The 23,569-nt window shown below is 62.4% G+C and carries 25 protein-coding genes; 12 read left to right on the top strand and 13 right to left on the bottom strand.

All coding sequences use genetic code 11. The features are described from left to right. Positions 1-662 precede the first annotated feature (662 nt). Entirely contained in the window at positions 663-926 is a 264-nt protein-coding gene (rpsT, locus tag I2G20_RS14160; protein ID WP_196260375.1) for a 30S ribosomal protein S20, read from the bottom strand. A gap of 145 nt (positions 927-1,071) precedes the next feature. Continuing rightward, a complete protein-coding gene (gene mutM, locus I2G20_RS14155; RefSeq protein WP_196260374.1) occupies positions 1,072-1,953 on the bottom strand; it encodes a bifunctional DNA-formamidopyrimidine glycosylase/DNA-(apurinic or apyrimidinic site) lyase in 882 nt (293 codons plus the stop codon). Positions 1,954-2,070: 117 nt separating this feature from the next. Here mutM and ubiE point away from each other — a divergent pair, with 117 nt between their 5' ends. The 7 genes from ubiE (at position 2,071) to I2G20_RS14120 (ending at position 8,191) form a co-directional block, all read left to right on the top strand. Further along, the gene (ubiE, locus tag I2G20_RS14150; protein ID WP_196260373.1) at positions 2,071-2,835 is read left to right on the top strand and encodes a bifunctional demethylmenaquinone methyltransferase/2-methoxy-6-polyprenyl-1,4-benzoquinol methylase UbiE; all 765 of its coding nucleotides are present in this window, start codon (positions 2,071-2,073) and stop codon (positions 2,833-2,835) included. Next, complete coding sequence (gene ubiB / locus I2G20_RS14145; protein WP_196260372.1) at positions 2,836-4,380, top strand: 2-polyprenylphenol 6-hydroxylase; 1,545 nt, start codon at positions 2,836-2,838, stop codon at positions 4,378-4,380. A gap of 4 nt (positions 4,381-4,384) precedes the next feature. Next, a complete protein-coding gene (coaBC, locus tag I2G20_RS14140; RefSeq protein ID WP_196260371.1) occupies positions 4,385-5,599 on the top strand; it encodes a bifunctional phosphopantothenoylcysteine decarboxylase/phosphopantothenate--cysteine ligase CoaBC in 1,215 nt (404 codons plus the stop codon). 104 nt (positions 5,600-5,703) lie between these two features. Further along, on the top strand, positions 5,704-6,294 hold the full coding sequence (locus tag I2G20_RS14135; protein ID WP_196260370.1) for a hypothetical protein: 591 nt from the start codon (positions 5,704-5,706) through the stop codon (positions 6,292-6,294). Further along, positions 6,275-6,748, top strand: coding sequence for a dUTP diphosphatase (dut, locus tag I2G20_RS14130; protein ID WP_196260369.1), 474 nt, complete (start codon positions 6,275-6,277; stop codon positions 6,746-6,748). Before I2G20_RS14135 ends, dut begins: the two co-directional genes overlap by 20 nt. Further along, the gene (locus I2G20_RS14125; protein ID WP_196260368.1) at positions 6,708-7,451 is read left to right on the top strand and encodes a DUF2259 domain-containing protein; all 744 of its coding nucleotides are present in this window, start codon (positions 6,708-6,710) and stop codon (positions 7,449-7,451) included. The genes dut and I2G20_RS14125 overlap by 41 nt, the downstream gene beginning before the upstream one ends. Further along, positions 7,448-8,191, top strand: a complete 744-nt coding sequence (locus I2G20_RS14120; protein WP_196260367.1) for a HesA/MoeB/ThiF family protein — start codon at positions 7,448-7,450, stop codon at positions 8,189-8,191. Before I2G20_RS14125 ends, I2G20_RS14120 begins: the two co-directional genes overlap by 4 nt. Positions 8,192-8,193: 2 nt before the next feature. Here I2G20_RS14120 and I2G20_RS14115 read toward each other — a convergent pair whose 3' ends face one another. Beyond that, positions 8,194-8,619, bottom strand: a complete 426-nt coding sequence (locus I2G20_RS14115) for an organic hydroperoxide resistance protein (RefSeq protein ID WP_196260366.1) — start codon at positions 8,617-8,619, stop codon at positions 8,194-8,196. Positions 8,620-8,816: 197 nt separating this feature from the next. Further along, complete coding sequence (locus I2G20_RS14110) at positions 8,817-10,220, bottom strand: helix-turn-helix domain-containing protein (protein WP_196260365.1); 1,404 nt, start codon at positions 10,218-10,220, stop codon at positions 8,817-8,819. Between the two features lie 170 nt (positions 10,221-10,390). Here I2G20_RS14110 and I2G20_RS14105 point away from each other — a divergent pair, with 170 nt between their 5' ends. Together I2G20_RS14105 and aceA are read left to right on the top strand one after the other, a co-directional pair. After that, positions 10,391-10,615: a hypothetical protein gene (locus tag I2G20_RS14105; protein WP_196260364.1), complete on the top strand. Its 225-nt coding sequence runs from the start codon at positions 10,391-10,393 to the stop codon at positions 10,613-10,615. Between the two features lie 53 nt (positions 10,616-10,668). Continuing rightward, a complete protein-coding gene (gene aceA, locus I2G20_RS14100; RefSeq protein WP_196260363.1) occupies positions 10,669-11,967 on the top strand; it encodes an isocitrate lyase in 1,299 nt (432 codons plus the stop codon). Positions 11,968-12,084: 117 nt separating this feature from the next. On the opposite strand, the gene I2G20_RS14095 is transcribed toward aceA, so the two are convergent. Both I2G20_RS14095 and I2G20_RS14090 read right to left on the bottom strand, forming a co-directional pair. Beyond that, a complete protein-coding gene (locus I2G20_RS14095) occupies positions 12,085-12,696 on the bottom strand; it encodes a DUF1294 domain-containing protein (protein ID WP_196260362.1) in 612 nt (203 codons plus the stop codon). 24 nt (positions 12,697-12,720) lie between these two features. Beyond that, on the bottom strand, positions 12,721-14,142 hold the full coding sequence (locus I2G20_RS14090) for an MFS transporter (RefSeq protein WP_196260361.1): 1,422 nt from the start codon (positions 14,140-14,142) through the stop codon (positions 12,721-12,723). Positions 14,143-14,303: 161 nt separating this feature from the next. Between I2G20_RS14090 and I2G20_RS14085 the strand changes: the two genes are divergently transcribed. Continuing rightward, positions 14,304-15,869 carry a peptide chain release factor 3 gene (locus tag I2G20_RS14085; RefSeq protein WP_246473086.1) on the top strand — a complete coding sequence of 522 codons (1,566 nt, stop codon included), beginning with the start codon at positions 14,304-14,306 and terminating at the stop codon, positions 15,867-15,869. Between the two features lie 22 nt (positions 15,870-15,891). Here I2G20_RS14085 and I2G20_RS14080 read toward each other — a convergent pair whose 3' ends face one another. The 3 genes from I2G20_RS14080 to I2G20_RS14070 form a co-directional block, all read right to left on the bottom strand. Beyond that, the gene (locus tag I2G20_RS14080; protein WP_196260359.1) at positions 15,892-16,734 is read right to left on the bottom strand and encodes an aldo/keto reductase; all 843 of its coding nucleotides are present in this window, start codon (positions 16,732-16,734) and stop codon (positions 15,892-15,894) included. Between the two features lie 190 nt (positions 16,735-16,924). Then, complete coding sequence (locus tag I2G20_RS14075) at positions 16,925-17,485, bottom strand: DinB family protein (RefSeq protein WP_425502644.1); 561 nt, start codon at positions 17,483-17,485, stop codon at positions 16,925-16,927. Beyond that, positions 17,482-19,008: a YifB family Mg chelatase-like AAA ATPase gene (locus tag I2G20_RS14070; protein ID WP_196260358.1), complete on the bottom strand. Its 1,527-nt coding sequence runs from the start codon at positions 19,006-19,008 to the stop codon at positions 17,482-17,484. Before I2G20_RS14070 ends, I2G20_RS14075 begins: the two co-directional genes overlap by 4 nt. 231 nt (positions 19,009-19,239) lie before the next feature. Here I2G20_RS14070 and I2G20_RS14065 point away from each other — a divergent pair, with 231 nt between their 5' ends. Both I2G20_RS14065 and I2G20_RS14060 read left to right on the top strand, forming a co-directional pair. Next, positions 19,240-19,629, top strand: coding sequence for a response regulator (locus I2G20_RS14065; RefSeq protein ID WP_196260357.1), 390 nt, complete (start codon positions 19,240-19,242; stop codon positions 19,627-19,629). A gap of 91 nt (positions 19,630-19,720) precedes the next feature. Continuing rightward, positions 19,721-20,569 (top strand): glycoside hydrolase family 25 protein, encoded by an 849-nt coding sequence (locus I2G20_RS14060; RefSeq protein ID WP_196260356.1) that lies wholly within the window; start codon positions 19,721-19,723, stop codon positions 20,567-20,569. A gap of 12 nt (positions 20,570-20,581) precedes the next feature. On the opposite strand, the gene I2G20_RS14055 is transcribed toward I2G20_RS14060, so the two are convergent. From I2G20_RS14055 to rsmI, 4 genes are read right to left on the bottom strand one after another with little or no spacing between them, the layout of a single operon-like run. Beyond that, positions 20,582-21,208 carry a MarC family protein gene (locus I2G20_RS14055; RefSeq protein ID WP_196260355.1) on the bottom strand — a complete coding sequence of 209 codons (627 nt, stop codon included), beginning with the start codon at positions 21,206-21,208 and terminating at the stop codon, positions 20,582-20,584. A 45-nt stretch (positions 21,209-21,253) separates the two neighbouring features. After that, positions 21,254-22,195: a glutathione synthase gene (gshB, locus tag I2G20_RS14050; RefSeq protein WP_196260354.1), complete on the bottom strand. Its 942-nt coding sequence runs from the start codon at positions 22,193-22,195 to the stop codon at positions 21,254-21,256. A 20-nt stretch (positions 22,196-22,215) separates the two neighbouring features. Beyond that, positions 22,216-22,593: a YraN family protein gene (locus tag I2G20_RS14045; protein ID WP_196260353.1), complete on the bottom strand. Its 378-nt coding sequence runs from the start codon at positions 22,591-22,593 to the stop codon at positions 22,216-22,218. Continuing rightward, on the bottom strand, positions 22,562-23,443 hold the full coding sequence (gene rsmI, locus I2G20_RS14040) for a 16S rRNA (cytidine(1402)-2'-O)-methyltransferase (RefSeq protein WP_196260352.1): 882 nt from the start codon (positions 23,441-23,443) through the stop codon (positions 22,562-22,564). Before rsmI ends, I2G20_RS14045 begins: the two co-directional genes overlap by 32 nt. Between the last annotated feature and the right edge of the window lie 126 nt (positions 23,444-23,569).

Here is a 23,569-nt window from a genome sequence, read left to right as displayed (position 1 = left end):
CCTCTTCCTGTTTTTGGGCCGTTCGTCCCCAACGGCCAGTTTCCCCGTTTTCCACCCTAAAAAGGGCAACAAAACTCCACCGACCCGCAAGTCATTCTGCGGAGTTCGACGTCACATCCAAATTGAAAACGGCACAAAAGTGCCAGGGCACGCAACTGTTACGCGTTGTACTGGATCAAGAAGTCAGGAGTTTACGTGGGAGAGTCTGCCGGGTCGTCCGGTGGAGTTAAGAATAGCCTTATCTCACCATGCGATCCTTGCATTTCAACCCCCTGGTTTCTAGGCGGCGGTTCGTTTCTTCTTGAAACCCGCCGCTCTCGTTTTCATCCAACGAAGGCATTTTAGACAGCCAAATTTTCGCACACAACCGCAGATTTCATCAAAATTGGGCTTGACTCGCAAGTTGCGCCAGACGGGGATTTTTGCGGGCCGGGCATGATAAAAGTAAGGGTATGTGACTCCTTGCTGAATCGATTTCTTAGCGGAGATTCTTGAAGGAGATTAATTTTCCCGCTGCTGTGCTCGCTGCCGCTTCCAACCTTGAAAAATGACAATGGGATGACGGATTCGTCGTTACGATTCAGGCAAGGAAAAAGCCCTCGCGAGGAGGGCTTTGAAAACTTGTTCCACCGGGGCGTGCATACATCCCCGCTTCGATGCGGTCAGGCGATGGCCTTGACGCGTTTTGCGAGGCGGGAGACCTTGCGATCCGCGAGGTTCTTGTGAAAGACCCCCTTGCCGGCGGCACGCTGGAGCTCGGACTCCGCGACCTTGAGCGCGGCGACCGCCTCGTCCTTCTTGCCGGCGGCGATGGCTTCCTCAACCTTGCGAAGGAAGGTGCGGACGCGTGAGCGGCGCGCGGTGTTGATCGCGGTACGGGCCTCGATCTTGCGGGTGGCCTTTTTGGCCGAAGGGGTATTTGCCATTTGATCTTTCCTCATGGCTACGGCGTGGACGCCGTCGGGATGCCTTGCGTGCTCGAAGCCCCTAATAGAGGGCCGGCACAACCGGAATGACCGGGGCGAGCCCCGGCCGATGAAGGCCGGTCTATAGTGGGGCATAGGTCAAGAGTCAATGCTGGCAGGACGTGCAGTAAAAGCTCGAGCGGCCGGCCTGAGCGAGTCGGACGACGGTGCCGCCGCATCCAGGTTTGGGGCAAGGGGATCCCTCGCGCCCATAGACGGCAAAACTGTGCTGGAAGTAGCCGGGCGTACCGTCGCTGTTGCGGAAGTCGCGCAGGGTCGAGCCACCCGCCGCGAGCGCTTCCTCGAGGACGTTCCGAATGGCGGGCACGAGGGCCAGAAGCTCGGGGCGCGGCGCGCCGTCCGGATCGACAAGGCTCGCGCCGCTGCGGGCCGGAAGAATTCCGGCGCGGTGCAGCGCCTCGCACACATAGATATTGCCAAGCCCGGCAACGAGAGTCTGGTCGAGCAGCAGGGTTTTGACAGGACCCTTGCGGTTCTTGAAGGCTGAAGCGAGCATGGCGGGGTTGAGCGCGTTCCCCAAAGGCTCGGGGCCCAGGGGATCGAGAAAGGGATTGGCCGTGCCGGGCGGGTAAAGCCCCATGAAACCGAAGCGGCGCGGGTCGGCATAAGAAAGGGTGAGCGCGCCGTGAAGGGGATGGGAGAGGGAAGCGGAAAAATGGACATGCCTGCCGCTTGTGTCGCCCGCATTGCGCCTTGAGGGTTCATCGAGCGGGTGGTCTTTTATGATATAGGCCCCGGTCATCCCCAGATGGGTCATCCAGACCGCGCCGTCCGAGAGCGTAAAGAGCAGGTATTTGGCGCGGCGGGTGAGGGTTTCGATGCGCCTGTTCTCGAGCGCGGCGGCAAAGCCCTGCGGAAAGGGGAAACGCAGATTTTCCCGATAGAGCGAGACGGCCTCGATGCGCGCGCCGGCAAGGAACGGCTCGAGCCCGCGTCTGACGGTTTCGACTTCAGGCAATTCGGGCATGAGGGTTCGACTTTAAGGGACCTGCGACGCGGCTAACCATTCCGCCGCCCAAAAGCTTGCTTTATGGTGGCCATGAAGGTCATAACCCCGAATACGCCATCCGAACAAGAGAGCGACATGCAAGAGGCCGAAAACACCACCCATTTTGGTGCCCGCACCGTGCCGCTCAAGGACAAGCAGGGGCTGGTCAACGACGTCTTCTTCAAGGTCGCCTCGCGCTATGATCTGATGAACGATCTGATGAGCGGGGGGGTGCACCGGCTCTGGAAGGGCCAGATGGTGGCCCGCCTCGCGCCGCCGCGGCACGGGGCCCGCCCCTTCCGCGTGCTCGACATGGCTGGCGGAACCGGCGATGTCGCCATGCGCATCCTCGATGCCAGCCATGGATATGCCGAGGTGACGGTTTCCGACATCAATGGCGAGATGCTGGCGGTGGGCGCCGAGCGTGCCAAGCACTGGCGGTATCCTTCCCGCGTGAGGTTCGTCGAGGCCAACGCAGAAGAGCTGCCTTTCGCGGATTCGAGTTTCGAGGCCTATACGATCGCCTTCGGCATTCGCAACGTTCCCCGGATCGACAGGGCGCTCCGCGAAGCACACCGCGTGCTTGTGCGTGGCGGACGGCTGCTGGTTCTCGAATTTTCGCGCGTCGACGTACCGGGGCTGGCCAAGGTCTACGAGCTTTTTTCCGACCATGTCATCCCGCCGCTCGGCCGGATGGTGACCGGAGATGCCGACCCCTATCAGTATCTCGTCGAATCGATCCGGAATTTTCCCGAACCGGCGGCTTTTTCAGCGATGATCGCCGAGGCGGGATTCAAGCGCGTCACGCACACGCCATTATCGGGCAATATCGCCGCCTTGCATGGGGCCTGGAAGTTCTAGATGGGTCTGGGCACCTATTTCCGGCTCGCACGCGCCGGCTTCGTTCTGGCGCGCGAAGGCGCGTTCTCGCTTGCCGAGGGCCAGCCGATCCCACCCTCGGCCAAGGCGCTGGTCTCGGTCGCGCGTCTGATTGAAAAGCGCGACGTGAGAAAGACCGGGCGCGTTACCCGGCTCGCCAACGCGCTCAATCGCCTCGGCCCCACCTATGTCAAGCTCGGGCAGATGCTCGCCACCCGCCGCGACATCGTCGGGGGGAGCGTTGCGGACGATCTCGCAAGGCTTCAGGACGCCATGCCGCCTTTCGACCCGAGTTTGGTGCCGGGGCTGCTTGAGGAGGCACTGGGGGAAAAGGCGAGAGCGCTCAAGGATGTCTCGCCGCCGATTGCGGCAGCCTCGATCGCCCAGGTGCACCGGGCTACCCTCGTTCACCCCGACGGGCAGGAGGAGACGGTAGCTGTAAAGCTCCTGCGCCCGGGAATCGAGGCGCGGTTCAAGAGCGACCTCGCAGGGCTTTATGCACTTGCACGCGCCGCCGAGCGCATCGTGCCCGGCGCAAAACGGTTTCGCGGCCGGTATATCGTCGACACGCTGGCGCGTTCGGCAGCGCTCGAGATGGACTTGCGGATGGAAGCCTCGGCCATTTCGGAAATGGCCGACAACACAAAGGACGACCCCGGCTTTGCGGTCCCCGTCGTCCATTGGGGGCAGACCGCACGCGCGGTGCTGACAACAAGCTGGATCGATGCGATCCCCGTCCGGGATGTGGCGCGCATCGATGCGGCCGGGCTGTCACGGCCCGAGCTTGCGCGCGCGTTGGTCAGGAACTTCCTCAGACACGCCATCCGCGACGGATTTTTCCACGCCGACATGCATCCGGGCAATCTTTTCGCTGACCCGACAACCGGCAATATCGTTGCGGTCGACCTGGGCATAACGGGCCGGATCGGCAGACGCGAGCAGCGGTTTCTTGCCGAAATCCTCTATGGCTTCATCACGCGCAATTATCGCCGCATCGCCGAACTCCACATTGAAATCGGCTATGTGCCCGAAACCCATTCAATCGCCGATTTCGCCCAGGCGCTGCGCGCCATCGGCGAGCCTCTGGTAGGACGGGGGGCGGACGAGATCTCAATGGCGCGGGTCTTGGGGCAATTGCTCGACGTCACCGAGCTATTCGACATGGAGGCCCGGCCCGAGCTGGTGCTTTTGCAAAAGAACATGGTGCTCGTGGAAGGCACTGCGCGCCTGCTCGATCCTCAATTCAACATGTGGGAAGCGGCCGAGCCGATCGTTTCAGAATGGGTCCGCCGGGCCGTAGGGCCGCTCGGTCAGGCCGAAATCGTGCGCGACGAGGTCAGGGCGCTCCTCGGCGCCGTGCGGCGGCTGCCCGAAATCGCCGCCCGTGCCGAGGGGGTCCTTGGAGATATCGAAGCCGATCACCATATCGCCAAGGTACGCGATCCCCTGCTCGTGGCGCTGGGGTGGGGTGGGCTCATTGTTCTGGGCCTGGCCGGTTTCGCCATCCTCGCTTGGCTTCTGGGGTAAAGACATGCTCGCCGGAAAGCATATTCTCCTGATCGTTTCTGGTGGTATTGCCGCCTATAAGGCGATCGAACTCATACGCCTGATCCAGAAGGCAGGGGGAACCGCGCAGGCGATCCTCACTGAAAGCGCGACGCACTTTGTCTCGCCCCTTACAGTTTCGGCGATCTCGGGGCGTCCCGCGCTGACCGCGCTGTTCGACTTAACGCGCGAGACCGAGATCGGCCATATCGAATTGTCGCGCTCCGCGGACCTTATCGTTATCGCGCCGGCAACCGCCAATCTTCTGGCCAAGATGGCCGCGGGACAGGCCGACGATCTCGCCTCGACCTGCCTTCTGGCAACCGACACCGACATACTCGCCGCCCCGGCCATGAACGTGCGGATGTGGCAAGCTGCGTCCACCCGGCGCAACATCGAAACGCTCAAGGCCGACGGCGTGCGGTTCGTGGGGCCCGACGAGGGCGAGATGGCATGCGGGGAATACGGGCCGGGCCGGCTCGCCGAACCTGCGACAATCCTAGCGGCAATCGAGGATTACTTTGCCAACCAGGCAGCGCCGCAACCTTTGGCAGGCAGGAAAATCATCGTTACCTCCGGGCCGACGCGCGAACCCATCGATCCGGTCCGCTACATTTCCAACGCCTCCTCCGGTAAGCAGGGCACAGCGATTGCCGAGGCTTTGGCGGCAAGGGGTGCGGAGGTGATTTTCGTCACCGGGCCAGCAGAATCGGCCGCGCCCAAGGGGTGCCGGATCGTCGCGGTAGATACCGCGCTCGAAATGCAGCGGGCGGTCGAGGACAGTTTGCCCGCCGATGGCGCGGTGTTCTGCGCGGCGGTCGGCGACTGGCGCGTGGTCGAGCCGGCATCGGACAAGATCAAGAAGGGTGAGGGTCAATCGCCGCCTGAGCTCCGCCTGGAGGCCAACCCCGATATTTTGAAATCCGTGGCCTCGCTTCCCGGCGGGCAGCGTCCGCGCCTCGTCGTCGGCTTTGCGGCGGAGACGGGTGACCTCCTCAATCGCGCACGGACCAAAAGAACGGCCAAGGGGTGCGACTGGCTGCTGGCCAACGATGTGAGCCCGGGCAGCGGCATTTTCGGCGGGGACGATACGGCAATTCTCTTTCTCTCGGAGAACGGCGAAGAGGACTGGGGGGCGCTTTCCAAGCGCGCGGTGGCTGCGCGTCTTGCCGAAAAAATCACCATTGCACTTGGCGACTGATTCCGGGCGCTTGCCATATGCCCGGTTTGCGGCGAGAGTGCCCCCACAAGCGTGACGCTGCCGTGGGGGCGGCAAAAGCTGTTGAGGACGAAAGGCAAAGTTCGATGTTCCATTTACCAGTCGCCAAGCTAACCGGCGCCGCCGTGCTCACGCTGTCTCTTGCCGCGTGCATGGACATCTCGATGGAAGTCGAGATCCTGAGCGAAACCGAAGCCAAGGGCACGATGACCACCACAATGGCCGCCGACGTCTATGAGATGGTCGCGGCACAGCAGGTCGAGGGCGAGGAAGGCTTTTGCGACGAGGGCGAATTGATCGAGACGCCTGAATCGGTTTCGTGCGTCGTGACCCAATCCGGCCCGTTCGGCGAGCTTGAGCTCGGTGAAGACGGCGAAGGTCCCATGATCGAGGCGATCGGCGGCGGACAGGTGCGCGTGAGCTTCCCGCTCGGCGATCTTTCCGAAGAGATCGGCCAGGGCATGGGTGCGGGAGAAGACCCCGAAATGCTCGCCATGATGGCCGCGATGTTCGAGGGCAATTCCATCACCATGGCAGTTTCGGGCGGGCGGATCGTCGATACCAATATGGATGTTGCCGCGGACGGCTTGTCGGCAAGCTTTGTCATTCCCTTCGCAGCGCTCCTGACCGGTGACGTCGAATTGCCCGAAGAGGCCTATGCCATCGTCCAGAAGTAGGGCCGTGGTCGCGCTCAAATGGCTCGCGCATGGCAGGGGACTGCCTCCGCCATCGCGGCAGACCGGCGAGGCGGCGGGGTATGATCTGTGCGCGGCAGTGCCCGAGGACGAGCCTCTTCTGCTCCCCCCGGGCGGCCATGATCTTGTGCCGTGCGGCTTTGCCCTTGCGATCCCCCCTGGCTTTGAAGCGCAGGTACGGCCCCGTTCTGGTCTTGCAGCGCGCTTTGGGGTTACAGTGCTCAATGCGCCCGGAACCATCGACGCCGATTATCGCGGCGAGGTGAAGGTGATCCTCGTCAATCACGGGAGCGCGCCGTTCTCGATCCGGCGGGGCGATCGCATCGCGCAGATGGTGATCGCGGCCCTGGCACAGAGCGAGATCGTTGTGGTCGATGAACTGGAGGAGACGGCACGTGGGCAAGGCGGGTTTGGTTCTACGGGGGTTGGCGCTTAGTCTTGGCCTGTTGCTGGCCCCGGCCGCGGCGTCGGCTGCCGAAAGCGCGCAGTTCAATGCTCTTGGGTTTTCCGAGGACGGGCGCTATTTCGCTTTCGAGCAATTCGGCATCCAGGACGGCTCGGGTTTCCCCTATTCCGATATCTTTCTCATCGACCTCGATACCGACCGGTTTGCCGGGGGCACGCCGGTGCGCGCCCGTATAGACGACGAGGACACGGCGCTATCGGCGGCCCGGCAGAAAGCGTTTGCGGAAGCGGGCGAGGCGCTCAACGCCCACGGCATCTATCGCCCGGCCCTGCCGATCGCTCTTCGGGGCGATGGCGAACTGAACGATGACGGGCTGACGCTTTCCTACGGCATTCCGAGCTGGGGTCTGGCGGAAACGCAGGGGGAATTCCATCTCGGCCTCGAGATTTTCAAGGCACCTTCGGCAACCAATTGCGAATTTTTCGAGGGCGCGCCGATGGGCTATGCACTCGTGCGCGAGACAGAAGGCCAGATCGACGAGATTCATCGCGACACGCGAGTGCCGACCTCACGCGGCTGCGTCATCACCTATAAGTTCTATGGCGTCTTCCTGCCCTTCGGGGCTTACGAGAACACCTCCGCGGTAGCCGTGCTCTCTGTGTGGTCGCATGGCTTCGAGGGCCCGGACCGGCGCTTTATTGCACTGCCTGTGGGCGAACGCGGGACTCAATGACCCTAAGCCCTGCCGAAAGCGCCCGCTATGCGCGACATCTGGTCTTGAAGGGTGTCGGAGGAGCAGGCCAGCAAAAGATTTCGCGCAGCCGCGTTCTGGTCGTGGGCGCGGGAGGCCTTGGAAGCCCGGTCATTGCCTATCTTGCGGCGGCCGGTGTCGGCACGCTGGGGGTGGCCGATCCCGATACGGTTTCGGTTTCCAACCTCCAGCGCCAGATCCTTTACGGCGAGGCGAATGGCGGCCAGCCCAAGACCGCAGGCGCCGAGGCGTTTGTGGGCCGGATCAATCCTCATGTGCGGTTTGTCGCCTATCCCGTGGGGGTGGATCCGGAGATCGCGGCAGAAATCGTGGCGGGCTACAATCTCGTCATCGAGGGAACCGACAGCTTCGAGACCAAACGTGCCGTGGCGGATGCGTGTGCGAGGGCCAGGGTGCCGCTGGTCATGGGTGCGCTGGGCCAATTCGACGGGTCGCTGACCGTGCTGATGCCCTATGCGGGCGCGAACCCCTCTTTTGCCGATCTTTATCCTGAGACGCCCGGGCCCGAGGACAGCCCGCCCTGCGAATTGGCGGGTGTGCTCAACGTGTTGCCGGGGATCGTCGGAACGATGATGGCCAATGAGGCGCTCAAGCTCATCGCGGGCTATGGCCAACCGCTCGTCGGCAAGCTCCTCGTCTATTCGGCGCGCAGCGGGGAAACGACGATCCTCCGCTACGGCCGGGCTGCGAAAGAGGTCTAGGCTCAGCCGACGACGAGGTTGACCTCGATATTGCCCTTGGTGGCATGGGAATAGGGGCAGACGATGTGGGCGCGGTCCATCAGGTCCTTGACCGTTGCGACGTCGAAGCCCGGAACGTGGGCGGTGAGTGTCACCTTGAGCCCGAACCCTTCGCCGTCGTCACGCTTGCCAAAGCCAACATCGGCCGTAAGCGTCGTATCGTCGGGCAGCTTCTTGTGATCCTTACCGGCCACAAAGCGCAATGCTCCCAGGAAACAGGCCGAATATCCGGTGGCAAAGAGCTGTTCGGGATTGGCGCCCTCGCCCGAACCACCCATTTCCTTGGGCGTCGAGAGCTTGACGTCGACCTTGCCGTCGTCGGTGGCAGAGTGTCCCTCATTGCGGCCGCCGCCGGTGGCGGTGGCATGGGCTGTGTATAGAATTTCCATTTTTTACTCCCGTTCAGCATCCGAATCGCAAGGGCGGTTCGCGCCTTTGCGGCAAAAGCGCCTTATCATGCCCGAACAACGCCCCGGCTGGCCAGCCGGTTCAGCCCATTTCCGCAGCTGCGCGCATAAATGATGCGAACCTCTGATGGCACGCATTTGCGGACGGAAAACCCGAACCCACGATTTGTGGCCTAGGTTCAGCCACGCTGCATATAAAGATTTTCCATGCGCTCTCCGGTATCGGCAGAAAAGCGGTGGTCAGCGGGAGGATGGGCGCGCTGGCCGCATTCCATGCGCGGACAGATGCGGCAGCCCACCCCGATCGGTACCGCACCAGATGGCGCATCGAGGTCGATCCCCTCCGCATAAATCATATTGGCGGCATGGGAAATCGCGCAGCCAAGCCCGATGGCGATGTGGCGGCGTGGGGCGTTATGGGCATAGCCGCCCTTGGTTATCGCTTTGGCGATGCAAAAAAAGCGTTGCCCGTCGGGCATCTGGGAAAGCTGCACGTTGATCTGGCCGGGGTTGAGGAAGGCGGAATAAACATTCCAGCGCGGGCAGGCGCCCGAATGGCGCGGGATGTGAATGCCCGAGAGCGAAAATCGCTTGGAAATGTTGCCCGCGATGTCGGTCCTCACCAAGTGAAGCGGGATGCCGGCCATGCCCGGCCGCTGGAGCGTCGTCATCCGGTGGCAGACCTGCTCGAAGCTGGCGCGGAAACGGCGGCCCAGCCGCTCGATGTCGTAGCGGGTGTTGCGGCAGGCGGTGTAAAACGCCTCGTAGGGCATGATCAGCGCCGCTGCCGTATAGGACGCCAGCACATTGCGGGCGAGGGGGACGGCGTCGGGCTGGGGCAGGGTGCTGGTTTCGATCAGCCGGTCGATCTCGGCTTTGGCGGCCAGAAGCGCCGCCTGCTGGGCCATCACGAAAAGCGCGGATTCCGGCTCGAGCGTATCGGCGATGGCCAGCACGCGCCCGCCCCCCTCGAGCCGCCGCATTACGCCATTGGGGAGCGAGGCAAGCCTTGTTTCGATGCCGAAGACGTTGAAAAGCCAGACGCGCAGGCCTTCTTCAAACCGTTCCGCGGCATTGTCGATATCGTGCCGCACGCGTTCGGCCGCCGTTTCGAGTGCAGGGAAATGGTTGGCGTTTTCCTGCAGGAAGTCGGAAACCGCTTCGGTGACGACGTTATGCCCGGTTTCGGGCGCCGTCTCAGTGCGCGCCTCGGGGCTACGCAGGTGCCTGACGTGGTCGAAAAGCTTGAGGACGGCGCGCCCGACGGCAGGATGGTTGGCGGCGAGATCGCGAATATCCTGGTTGGTGAGGTCGGCATCGGCAAAGATATCGTCTCCAAAAAGCTCCATCAGGTCGCCCACCAGCCGCCCGTCGTCGCTTTCGGCCAGCTCGCCCGGCTCGACGCCGAAATAGCCCGCTGTCCGGAAGAGGAGCGGTACGGTGATCCTGCGACGATTATGTTCGATCAAGTTGAGGTAGCTTGCCGAGATGTCGAGCGCTTCGGCGAGCTGGGCCTGCGAAACGCCCTTCAAGCGCCGCAAGCGCTTGATCCTGCCTCCGATCTGCGGCTCGGTCGCGGTCATTTCGAGCGCCTCCTCTTTACAATCTTTACAAGTCCGCTGCCCATTCTTTGCAAGGCTTTACAGTTTAACTAGCTGATTTCACTATTTATCTTGCAACAAACCGTCATTTTGTCAATTCTTTACTTAAGGCAGGCAGGACTGCTTGCACCCTACGCTTGAGGAGAACGGCGATGAACGCCATGACCACAGATATCCCGGACGAAGACTTCATCACCATCATCGCGCCCTCGATGGCTGAGGTGATGGAGAGCTTTGCGGCCCAAGGGCTGGCGGAGCGGGAATACGCCATTGTCCATCGGGGCGGAAAGCACAGCTTTACCCTCGCCGGGGGCGAAACCCTTTTCAACGGCGCCAAGATGATTGCCGCGACCTTTGCCCGGCGAGCCGGGGCGTAAGCCCGCTTCGCTCGCCAACACCTATTGCTTTCCACAAGGAGGAGAAATTCAAAATGCTCGACAAGCCCCAGACCGCGCCGGAAACCTTTCCCGCCCCCGATTGGGCACCGGACCGGTGGCGCACGATCAGGCGCGATTATTCCGTGCTCGACGTCGAAAAGCTCAAAGGCTCGCTGCAAATCCGCCATACGCTGGCCGAAAACGGGGCGCGGCGCCTATGGGAGCTGCTTCATACGGAGGACTACGTCCCGACGCTCGGAACCTTTACCGGCAACCAGGCCGTCCAGCAGATCAAAGCGGGTCTGAAGGCGATCTATCTCTCGGGCTGGCAGGTGGCGGCGGACGCCAACTCGTCGGGCAACATGTATCCCGATCAATCACTTTATCCTGTCGATTCTGTTCCGGCGGTCGTCAAGCGCATCAACAAGGCGCTCCAGCGAGCCGACCAGATCCAGACGATGGAGCGGTTCGAAGGCAAGTCCGACGCCGATACCAATTATTTCGTGCCGATCATTGCCGACGCCGAGGCCGGGTTCGGCGGCGCGCTCAATGTCTTTGAGCTGATGAAGGCGATGATCGAAGCAGGGGCCGCGGCGGTGCACTTCGAGGACCAGTTGGCATCCGAGAAAAAGTGCGGGCATCTGGGCGGCAAGGTGCTCGTCCCCACCCGCACCTTCGTCAAGACGCTCAATGCCGCGCGGCTCGCCGCCGACGTCATGGGAGTGCCGACTCTCATCATGGCGCGCACCGACGCCGAGGCGGCCCAGCTCATTACCTCCGATATCGATGAGTACGATGCACCGTTTATAACCGGTGAGCGGACCGAGGAGGGCTTTTACCGCCTTAAGGGCGGATTTGAAGCGGCCATTGCGCGCGGGCTTGCCTATGCGCCCTATGCCGATCTCATCTGGTGCGAAACCTCGACGCCTAACCTTGAGGACGCGAAACGTTTTGCCGAGGCGATCCGAAAGGAACACCCCGACCAAATGCTAGCCTATAACTGCTCGCCCTCGTTCAACTGGGCCAAATATATGGGCGAAGCGGAAATGGAAGCTTTCCAGCGCGAACTGGGGGCGATGGGGTATAAATACCAGTTCATCACTCTCGCCGGATTCCACAATCTGTCGCTCACGACCTTCAACCTCGCGCGCGGCTACAAGGCGCGGGGCATGGCGGCCTATTCCGAGCTGCAGCAGGCGGAATTTGCCGCCGAAGCCAACGGGTTCTCGGCAACGCGGCACCAGCGCGAGGTGGGCACGAGCTATTTCGATGCGGTGGCGACCGCTGTCAGCCAGGGCCGGGCGGCAACCACCGCCATGACCGGATCAACCGAGGCCGCTCAGTTCCACTGATTGGCGCGATAAACCCGGGGCGCTCCGGCCTTAAGCTCTCCGCTCTACGCGCTCCTTTCGCGCCAGTGATTCACGTGAAGCAGCCCGATACTGCTTCACGTGAATCCTTTTTCCTGTTCAGAACGCGGAGGCCAGAACGACATCGAGCCCGGCGAGAAGGCCACCGAGCAGGGTCACATGCAGCCCCGCGATCAAATAACTGATGCCTGCGAATGCCGGCTTTGAGGTCTTGTGGCGCAGGACCTGCTGCGCAAGCAGTCCGCCCGCGCTCCCGAATGCCATATCCACCAAATGCAGACTCGCCTCAGAAACGCGCCAGCCGCCCGAGCCGGCCATTTTCTTGTCCAGCCAATAGAGCCCAAAGGCACCGGCGCCCATCGCAAGGTAGATACCGGTCAGAAGGATGGGGGCACGATCAAGGATCGCAACGGCAAAAGCCAGAGCTATCAAACCGGTTGCCAGCCAGACCCTGATGCTGTCGCGCTCAAAGTATTCCGGCGTCCCACCACGGCCCGGGACGTAGGCAAGGCGCGGGCGCACCCTGAGGGCCGCGTGCTTTCCCTGCCGTCCGACGCCAATCTCGAACTCGACCGCATGGCCTGCGATCGGACGCGTTGTCCCCAGAAAATCGCTGATATGGAAGAATATGTCCCCTCCGCCGGCCTCAGGCCGGATGAAGCCAAATCCCTTCTCGTCGTTCCAGCTTGCGATGACGCCACGGTATTCCATGGGCCAAATCAACCATAAATCGACTTAACCCGAAATTACGCGCGTATCGATTTCGGACTTTGCCACCGCCCGCGTCATGGCAAAGGCCGCGTACAGCCCCAGCAGGCTCAAAACCGCACAGAGGACGAATACCGCAATCATGGCGCCGCGTATCGCGTCGGCCGTCTGGGCAACGGCCAAACCGGCACTGTTGGCAGCGAGGCCGGCAATGGCCGCACCAATGCCGTAGCCGGCAGACTGGATGGTGGGCAGAAGCGCGGAGGCGGTATCGCGCTCGCCAGGACGGGCGGTTTCCATGATAGTCTGGCTGAGATAGGCCCAGGAGGCACCGAAGCCGGAGCCGATGAGGATTTGCGCCAGGATGACCAGCCAGAGCTGACCGATCACCACGGCAACCGCCAGGTTGACAAGCCCCAAAACCAGTAAGGCAGGGCCGGTCCGGATAAGGCGCATCTTGGTCTCGTGGGTCTTTACCCCGGCGATGGCCACCGCCACGATGCTCCAGCACATCGACATCAGCGCGCCCGAGAACCCCGCCAACAAGGGACCGAAATCCCATAGTTGCTGGAGCATGTAGACGAGATAGACCGCTGCGCCGGCCTGCGCCACAGGCATGAGAAGGACGACGGCCAGCCCCGCGCCAACCGGATCCCGCAGCCGGAACGCGGCCGTCGGAAAGAGCCGGACCTCGGCATTGGCGTCGCGCTGGACGATGGCGAACAGCATCGCACCGGCAATCACGAGGCAAAGGCCCATGAGCACGGGACTGGTGAGCAGAGAAGCGATGGAGATGACGACGATCGCCATGCCGATCAGGCCGAGGCGAACAAGGGGCAGTTTTTGCGGCATGGCGGCGGTTTCAAGCCGCGGCGGGACGACGACAAGCGTCAGCGCGATGAAAATGGCGCCCATCGGCAGATTGGCTGCAAAGGCGGCACGCCAGGAGACCGTTTCGGTCAGAAGCCCTGCAAGGACCGGCCCTCCGAAGGCCGCAAGTGCCCAGATGACCGATTCGGCGCCGAAAACCTTGGGCACGAGGCGGGACGGGAAGAGCTCAGGGATCAGCGCATAGCAGACGGCAGCGACGATGCCTTCGCCCAGCCCCTGAAGCGCCCGGCCGGCCAGAAGTTCGGGCATGGAGCCGGCTATGGTCGCAAGCGCGGAGCCGGCGATAAACACGAGCGCAGCCCCGATGAGGGTCGCTCGCGCCCCGAAGCGCGCCTTGAGGTTGGCCGCAGCGGTTCCGCCCATGATGGCAAAGACGAGAAACAGCGTCGTCGCCCAGGCGATAAGCGGCACGCCGCCCAAATCCTGGACCGCCGAGGGAATCGCGACGGCCGCCAGAAAGACGTTGAAGGACAGCAGCGCAACGCCGAGGCAAAGCGTCGTGGTTGCCCCAAGATATCGCGGAGAGACGATTTCGGCCCAATCCGATGAAACGCCCATGACGGTCACCAATAAAACAAGCTACACCTTGTTTTATGATCAAGTCAAACCCCTTGGCAAGTGCTTTTATCGCTCCGGCCTTCGCAAAGGGCCGGTTTTGCGCTAGAGGAGCCCGGCGCGTTAGGGTCGAGCCTTTCGCCGGACTCCGGAGACAACCCACCTTGAACCACCTTTCCCGCCGCACCTTTGCCATCATCTCTCATCCGGACGCGGGCAAGACGACGCTCACCGAAAAACTGCTTCTGGCCTCGGGCGCGATCCATCTAGCCGGCGAGGTGCAGGAGCGCGGGGAGCGGCGGCGCACCCGCTCGGACTGGATGGAAATCGAGCAGAAACGCGGCATTTCGATCACCTCGAGCGTGATGACCTTCGAGCATATGGGATTAACGCTCAATCTTCTCGATACGCCCGGCCACGCGGATTTTTCGGAAGATACCTACAGGACGCTGACAGCGGTCGATTCGGCGATCATGGTGATCGATGCGGCCAAAGGCATCGAAGCGCAGACGCGAAAGCTCTTCGAGGTCTGCCGGCTGCGCGACATTCCCATCATCACCTTCGTCAACAAGATCGATCGCGAAGCGCGCGATACGCTCGAAATCCTTGACGAAATCATGGAAACGCTTGCGCTGGACACTGCGCCGATGATGTGGCCGGTGGGGGCGGGGGTCGACTTCAACGGCATGATCGATCTCGAAACGGGACGGTTCGTGGCGCCTGACGGGACGATTTCCGTCGATGCCCCGGGGGTGGAGGTGCTGGCGGCGCGCTTTGCCGACAGCCAGAATTTGACTATCAGCGGGGCGATGGAAGGCCTTGAACTGGCCCGGGACTCGCTGCCGCGCTTTGATCTCGACTCCTATCTCGCTGGCCATCTGACACCGGTCTATTTTGGCTCGGCGCTGAAATCGGTGGGCGTCAAGCACCTTCTCGAAGCTGTGTGCCGGTTTGCGCCGCCGCCGCGGCCCCAGCCGGCACTCCCCGAACCGGTCGACCCGGCGGGCGATAAATGCACGGGGTTCGTTTTCAAGGTGCAGGCCAATATGGACCCCAACCACCGCGATCGCGTGGCTTTCGTGCGCGTGGCCTCGGGGGCGCTCAAGCGTGGGATGCGGTTGAAGAACGTGCGCTCGGGCAAGGATCTCAAGGTCACCAACCCGATGTTCTTTTTTGCCCGCGAGCGCGAACTGGCCGAGGAAGCGCTGGCCGGGGACGTGGTCGGCATTCCCAATCACGGGACGCTTTCGGTGGGCGACACGCTGACCGAAGGCCCGGACGTGACGGTGACGGGCATTCCCAATTTCGCGCCCGAAATCCTGCGCCGCGTGCATCTTTCGGATGCCAGCAAGACCAAGCAGCTCGCCAAGGCTTTGTCCGACCTGGCCGAGGAGGGGGTCGTGCAGGTGTTCAAGCCCTCTCTCGGCGCTGGCTATTACGTGGGCGCGGTCGGTCCGCTGCAGCTCGAGGTGCTGACGAGCCGGGCACAGGCCGAATATTCGGTTCCGATCCGTATCGAACCGGCGCAATATGTCACGGCGCGCTGGGTCAAGGTCGCCGACAAGGCGCAGTTCGAAAAATTTGCGGCGCTGCATCGGCTCAACATCGCCGAGGATCGTTATGGCGACCCGGTGTTCCTCGCCCCCAGCCAGTGGGAAATCGACCGCTGCGCCAAGGACTTCCCGCAACTGACCTTCATGGCGACGCGGGACCGCGGCGAGGCGGCGTAGGGCCTCGCCCTTCGGCCGAACGTCAGAACATGTCGTTCATGTCTTTGGGGTGCGGAAGGGTCTTTCCGTCCGGGCGATCGAGGCCGCGAAGCATCGTCATGTCGTCGCCATCGAGCGAAAACGCGAAAACGTCGGCATTTTCGGCAAGGCGCGCCCGGTTGGCGGTTTTGGGCAGGACGACGAGCCCTTCCTCAATGTGCCAGCGTATGACGATCTGTGCCGGGGTCCTGCCGTGCTTGTCCGCGATGGCCTTGACCGCCGGATCGGCGAGGATCGGCGCGCCGTTGCCGCCCAGCGGGCTATAGCTTTCGATGACGATGCCGTGCTCGGCGTGCAAATTGCGGACATCGCGCTGCTGGTAATAGGGATGAAGTTCGAGCTGGTTGACGGCGGGCAGGACGCCGGTTTCGTCGGCGATGCGCTCAATGTGTTCAGGGAGAAAGTTGGACACCCCGACCGATGCGATGCGGCCCTCGCGGTGGAGCGCGACCAGCGCCTTCCAGGTCTCGACGTAAAGATCGAAGGCCGGCATCGGCCAGTGGATGAGGAAGAGATCGAGGGTTTCGAGCGCGAGCCTTTTGGCCGTCTCGTCGAATGAGCGCAGGGCATTGTCATAGCCGAAATCGCGCGTACGGAGCTTTGAGGTCACAAAGACCGCCCCGCGCCCGATTCCCGCGCGGCGCAGGCCTTCGCCGACGCCTTGTTCGTTGTGGTAGCCCTGGGCGGTATCGATATGACGGTATCCAGCGGTGATCGCTGCGCTGACGATATAGGCGGCTTCCTCGTCGGTCATGCGCCAGACACCGAGGCCGAGCGAGGGGATGGTGTGTCCGGTGTTGAGGGTCAAAGTGGCATCGGATGACATGGCTTTATCTCCAAAGTTCGGTGTCGAGACGACGGGACGATCCTGGCAGATGCGCTGAAGCACGCTGCCGGAAGCATTGAAAAATCTGACGATGTTCTGATGGGCGCGACGGCGGGCAATACTATCCCGCAGCCACAATGATATCGATTACATTAAGAAAAACCGGGCCGAAAGTCCAGCAGGGAGATCCTCAGAAACCCAGCGCGGTTTCGTCCCAGCCGAAGGCGCTCAATTCCTCGGACCGGAACTTTGCGTCGTCCGCGGTGATGAATTCATCGAGCTGGGGCGGGGCGGTCGGGGTGCCCGAGAGCATTGCGTGAGCCTGCCCGCGGTGGTGGGTCTGATGCTGGAAAAGATGGCTCAGAACGTCGTCGAGCCGTTCCGTCTGGATGCGGGACTGGCGGTGGAGGTGAACAGGCGCGGCAAGGTCGTGCGGTGCGAGCCCTTGGCAGAAGGCGAAAAGCTGAAGATCGCTCTTGCGTTGCGCGACATAAAGGCTTGCCGCATCCCCGAACGGGGTCTCATCGGCCCACGCTTGGGGCCCGAGCGTTCCGCCCCTGATCGCGTCAATATAGAACCAATCGATAATGAGAATGTGGTTGAGCGTTGCCTTGAGCGAGGGGAAAAAGCCCGTCCGCGGGGCCTCGAAGTCGGCTTGGGAGAGCGATGCAACCGCCTGGGCCAGCCTCAAGTTAGCGAGCGCATTGTTGACGGCGAGCTTTGTGAAAACCCTCAACGCGCTGTCCATCATGCCGCCGTCATGTTGAGCCGGTAGCTCAAGGCTTCGGCGATATGGGTTTTTTTGACCGCCTCGCTGCCCGAAAGATCGGCCAGCGTGCGCGCAACCTTCAGGACCCGGTGATAGGCGCGGGCCGAGAGCGAAAAGGCTTCGGCCGCGCGCAACAGCAAGGCGCGGCTTTCGGCGTCGGGGTCAACCACCGCCTCGATGATCCGCGAAGAGGCGGCCGCATTGGTGAAGACGCCCTCGGCGCCGAGCGCCAGATAACGATCACGCTGGATTTTTCGCGCGCGGGCAACGCGCGCCGCAACGCTGGCACTCGCTTCGCCTTCACCTCCGCCCCTGCCGATCATGTCAGCGGCCGAGACGGCAGGTACGTCGATGCGGATATCAATACGGTCGAGGAAAGGTCCGGAAATCCGCCCCTGATAGTCGGCAGCGCATTTGTCGCCCCGGCGGCAGGTGTGGCCGGGCGTACCGGCCATGCCGCATTTGCACGGGTTCATGGCGGCCACGAGCTGTACGCGGGCAGGGTAGGTGACCTTGGCATTGGCTCGGGCGATCACCGTTTGGCCACTCTCGAGCGGCTGGCGCAGACTGTCGAGCACCTGGGGCTGGAATTCGGGCAACTCGTCGAGAAACAGGACCCCGTTATGGGCCAGCGACACTTCCCCCGGACGCGCATTGTGTCCACCCCCCACAAGGGCTGCCATCGAGGCCGAATGGTGAGGTGCGCGAAAGGGGCGGCGGTCCGAGAGCGCGCCGTTGCGCAGCGTGCCGGCGATCGATGCGATCATCGATACATCGAGCATCTCCCTTGGATCGAGCGGAGGCAGGATCGAGGGCAGGCGCTGGGCCAGCATGGATTTGCCGGCGCCCGGCGGTCCAACCATCAGAAAATTGTGCCCGCCGGCTGCGGCGATCTCGAGCGCGCGGCGGGCAAGCTCCTGGCCCTTGATGTCGGCCAGATCTTCCTCGCCTTCGACCGCCAAGGCCTTCTGGGGGACCGGTCGCGCCGCGATCTGGCGCCCGGCAAGGTGATTGACGAGCGCAAAAAGGCTTTCGACGGCGATAATGTCGATCTCGCCGCCGGCCCATGCGGCCTCCGGACCGCAGGCTGCCGGGCAAATGATGCCACGTTCCTCGCCATTGGCAGCGATTGCGGCGGGCAATATGCCGGGCACGCGCGAAATGCGGCCATCGAGCGCAAGTTCGCCAAGCACGAAATATTTATCGAGCATGTCAGCCGGTATCGCGCCCATGGCTGCCATCAAGGCCAACGCAATGGGCAGGTCGTAATGACTGCCTTCCTTGGGCAGGTCGGCGGGCGCGAGATTGACCGATATGTGCTTGGCCGGTAGCGCCAGCCCCGAAGCAATCAAGGCGGCGCGGACGCGTTCGCGGCTTTCGCCGACCGCCTTGTCGGGTAGCCCCACGATATTGAACCTTGGAAAACCGGGTGAAATCTGCACCTGCACGTCCACGGGGACAGCCCTTATGCCCTCGAACGCCACCGTCGCAATCGAAGTGGCCATGCCCGACCCTCCTGTTGCCCCCAAACATGCCGGACGCTAGCAGCATCGGGAAGCCTCGACAAGAACATTAATAGAACATTTGTGCTGAGCGCAGGGCGGCCATGCATGGGGCGCGAACCCTTCGCGAGGAACTTTCGCTGGCCCAAGCCATTGTGCGAACGAACAGATGAACCGTCCGGCCTGCCGACGGGGAGCCTGCCGCCGCAAAGGGCTGGTCAGGAGTAAACCAAGATGAAAACGGTCAATACCAATGGCGCCGTGCTCGTGGTCGAGGACGATCCGCTCGTGCGCCTCGATATGGCGCTCGCGCTCTCGGATGCCGGCTTTGCCGTCATCGAAGCGGGCAGTGCCGATGAAGCCATCGATATTCTCGCCGAGCGCGAGCATATCGGGCTCGTTTTTACCGATGTCGAAATGCCGGGGCTCAGAAACGGGCTCGATCTGGCCGATCTTGTCGAAAAGACCCGGCCCGACGTGCCCGTGCTTGTCACCTCCGGCAGAGACCCGGCAAAAGGGGTGGACCGCACCCGGTTTTTTGCCAAACCCTATGATCCGCGCGCGGTAATCGCGCGGGCACGCGCGCTCACGCATAAGCGCAGGCGAAACGACCTTTACGCCTGATTAACCCTTTCCGTGAGGGCCCCTTTAACGCAAAAGGCCTCATTAGACCTTTCACTTGGCATTTTATGCAAATTGAAAGGTTTACCGCCCGATGCCCCTTGGCCTGCGTTCCCCGGAGAACAAGAAAGCCCCGTTCGTTCGCCATGCAGTGGGCCTGCTCGCGGGTCTGGTCCTCGCCGGAGCCCTCGCGGCCTGCGGGCACAATTACTATCCCGCCAAGGGAGACAACAAACCGCATCCCGGCGTGGCACGGGCGCATTCGCTTCCGATCCACGGCATCGACGTGTCGCACCATCAGGGACAGATCGATTGGCACGCGGTGGCGCGGGCGGGAACGCGCTTTGCCTTCATCAAGGCGACGGATGGCGGGGATCACCTCGACCGCCGCTTTCACGAAAACTGGCGAGCCGCCCGCGCAGCGGGCATCCCGCGCGGTGCCTATCATTTCGTCTATTGGTGCCGCCCGGCGCACGAGCAGGTGGCCTGGTTCGCCCAGAATGTCCCCGTGGAGCACGATGCGCTGCCGCCTGTGCTCGACCTCGAATGGAACAACCATTCCGCGTGCCGCCCCAATCTGAGCCGCGAAGAGGTGCTCGAGAAAATCCGCATCATGCTTGCCGGCATGGAAGCCCATACCGGCAAGGTGCCGATCATCTACACTGACATCAATTTCCACCGCGACATTCTCGAGGGCGTGCCGCTCGATAATCCGATGTGGCTGCGCTCGGTCGCGGCCCAGCCTCATGAGCGTTATCGCAACCGGCCGTGGGCGTTCTGGCAGTATACCCAGACGGGCACGGTCCCTGGGGTCAGGGGCGAGGTGGATCGTAATGTCTATTACGGCAACGAACAGGAGTGGATCCAGTTCTTCCTCACCGGTTGCGAGCCGCGCAACTATCTGCGTCTTGCCGCCCAGGGGCGGTGCACCGCGCTCAAATAGGCGGGGAGTTTCTCACCCCAGAAGCCCCGAATCGCGCACGCCGTCGAATACGAACTGGACGGCGAGCGCTGCGAGCAGGATTCCGACCACGCGGGTCAGCACGGCGAGGCCCGTGCGGCCCATGAGTTTCTGGATGGGGATGGCAACGAGCAGCGTCAGCCAGGCGATAAAGAGCGTTGCCACGAGCGCCAGAAGCACCAGCCAGAATTCGAAGTCGGTGTTAGCCCCGGTGGTGAGCAGGATCACCGCGCTGATCGCGCCAGGTCCGGCGAGTAGCGGCATGGCGAGCGGGAAGACCGAGATATCATTGCGGGTCATGCCCTCTTCCTCTTCTTCGCTCGTCGTACCGGTGCCACCCGAATGCCGCGCAAACACCATGTCGATGGCGATCAGCAGCAGGAGAATACCGCCGGCGACGCGCAGAGCCGGCAGGGTGATGCCGAAGAGATCGAGTATGAGGTTTCCCACCACCCCGAAGAACAAGAGGATGCCCGTCGCGATCAGGACGCCGCGCGTTGCAAAAATAAATCGGTCGCGCGCCGTGTTGTTCTGGGTCAGCCCCGCAAAGATGAAGGCGATGTCGGCAACGCCGACAGTTGCGAAAAACGTCGCAAAGGCGACCAGAAAGCTGGCGTTCAAGCGATCTCCCCCTGTTCCACGTGAATCAGTGTACCCAGCATGCCCTTAGCGCCGTCCCTCGATGGCGTCCCAGACCATGGCGGCGATGTCGGGTCCGCCAAAGCGGCGGACTTCGCGGATACCGGTGGGAGACGTGACGTTGATCTCGGTGAGGTAGTCGCCGATGACGTCGATGCCGACAAATATGAGGTCACGCTTTTTGAGTTCGGGGCCGATGATCTCGCAGATCTCGTGTTCGCGTCTAGTCAGTTCGGAAAGCTCGGGCCGTCCGCCGGCGTGCATATTGGAACGCACTTCGCCCGGCTGGGGCACGCGATTGAGCCCGGCGGCGGGCTTGCCATCCACGAGGATGATGCGCTTGTCCCCCTTGCGCACCTCGGGCAGATAGCGCTGGACCATAAAGGGCTCGCGGAAATTGGCGTTGAACATCTCGAGAAGCGAGCCGAGATTTTCATCGTCGGGCTTGACGCGGAACACGCCCGCCCCGCCATTGCCGAACAGGGGCTTGATGATGATATCGCCGAATTCGGCGCGGAACTCGCGGATTTCCCGCTCGTCGCGCGTAATGAGTGTATCGGGCATCAGTTCGGGAAAGCTTGTCACAAGGATTTTTTCGGGCGCGTTGCGCACTTCCCCGGGGTGGTTGACGACAAGGGTCTTGGGATGGATCCGCTCGAGCATGTGGGTCGTCGTGATGTAGTTCATGTCGAAGGGCGGATCCTGGCGGAGCAGGATGACATCGAGCGTAGAGAGATCGGTTTTCTGCCAGTCTCGAAGGGTGAAATGCAGGCCCTTGTCCTTATCGTCGACCGCGATCGCGTGGACACGGGCGGTGACGGTGTCGCCGCGCTGGGCTAGGGATTGAGGGGTATAATAGAACAGGGTATGGCCGCGATTCTGTGCCTCGAGCATCAGGGCAAAGCTCGAATCGCCAAGGGGATTGATGGTTTCGATGGGGTCCATCTGAACGGCGATGGAAAGCGGCATAAGAAAACTCCGGAAGGGGATCAGGAAACGGAAAAGGCGTTCTCTAGATGGTACGGCCAGTGGCCTGGCGCCAGTACGATGACATCGATCCGGCAATCGAATCCCGAAAATTGCGGGTTCGACATCATGAACCATTGGGCGGCGCGGGCTATTCGGCTTTGGTGGACCGCTTCGAGCGCAGCGGCGCCCGGCGTTTTGCGGTGCTTGACCTCCGCAAAGACCAGCAGTCTGCCGCGCCGGGCAACGATATCGATTTCGCCAACCGGGGTCTTGAACCGCTTGGCCAGGATGCGAAAGAGCTTCATGCGCAGATAAAGCGCAGCGAGCGTTTCGGCGCGACGGCCGGCCCTTTCGGCCCGGCGCTTTTCAGCGCCCGGATTTGAGCGCAAGCGCGGCATCGTAGACATCCTTGCGTTTGAGCGCGTGGCGGGTGGTAATTTCATCGACCGCGGCCCGCAATGGCATCTGGACCAATGCCGTTTCGAGTTCACCCTGCCAATCTTGCGTTCCGGCGATTTCCCCCTTGCCAGCACCGCCAACGAGAATGACGGCCTCGCCCTTGGTCCCTTCGGCAAAACTTTCGGCCAGGTCCGCAAGCGGCCCCGGCACGAAGCGTTCGAATTTTTTTGTCAATTCAAGCGCGACAACCGCCTGCCTTTCGGCGCCGAAAACCTTGGCCATGTCGGCGAGCGCAGGGCCCAGACGCCGGGGCGATTCATAAAAGACGAGGGTTTCGGGCCGGGATGCCAGCGGCGCAAGCGCATTCATGCGCTGACCGGTCTTGGCCGGTAGAAATCCGAAAAAACCAAAGGAATCCGTCGGCAAGCCGGCGCCGGTCAACGCCGCGAGCAGCGCTGAGGGGCCGGGAACGGGGAAAACCGCGAAATCCCTTTCGCGGGCGGCGCGGACGAGCGGAAATCCCGGATCGGAAAGGAGCGGGGTTCCGGCATCGGAAACCAGCGCGATCACTTCGCCTTTTTCGAGCCGGGCAAGGATTTCCCCGATGCGGGCGCGCTCGTTATGCTCGTGGAGCGGTGAGCGCGGGGTCTTGATGGCATAGGCCTCCAGGAGCCGCGCCGAATGGCGGGTGTCTTCGCAGAGAATGAGATCGGCGGCGGCCAGGATGTCGAGGGCGCGCAGGGTGATATCGCGCAGGTTTCCGATGGGGGTGGCCACAAGATAGAGCCCCGGCCCCGGACGCTCGGGCGCAATCACATGGCTGCCGATCATATAGCTTTGCTGGCTCAAGTCCCGGTCCTCGCTAGGCCTTAAAAAACTCATAGGCGGGGCAGGATGCTTTGTCGAGGCGACGAATCAGGTCAGATTCCCGGCCATGAATGCAAAGGGACGCCTGTTTCGCAGAATTTCCCGCCT

It is taken from the genome of Pelagibacterium limicola, from assembly GCF_015694405.1.
Taxonomy (GTDB): Bacteria; Pseudomonadota; Alphaproteobacteria; order Rhizobiales; family Devosiaceae; genus Pelagibacterium; species Pelagibacterium limicola.
The sequence above is the reverse complement of the archived record's forward strand: the minus strand, read 5'-3'. Positions and strand labels throughout refer to the sequence as shown.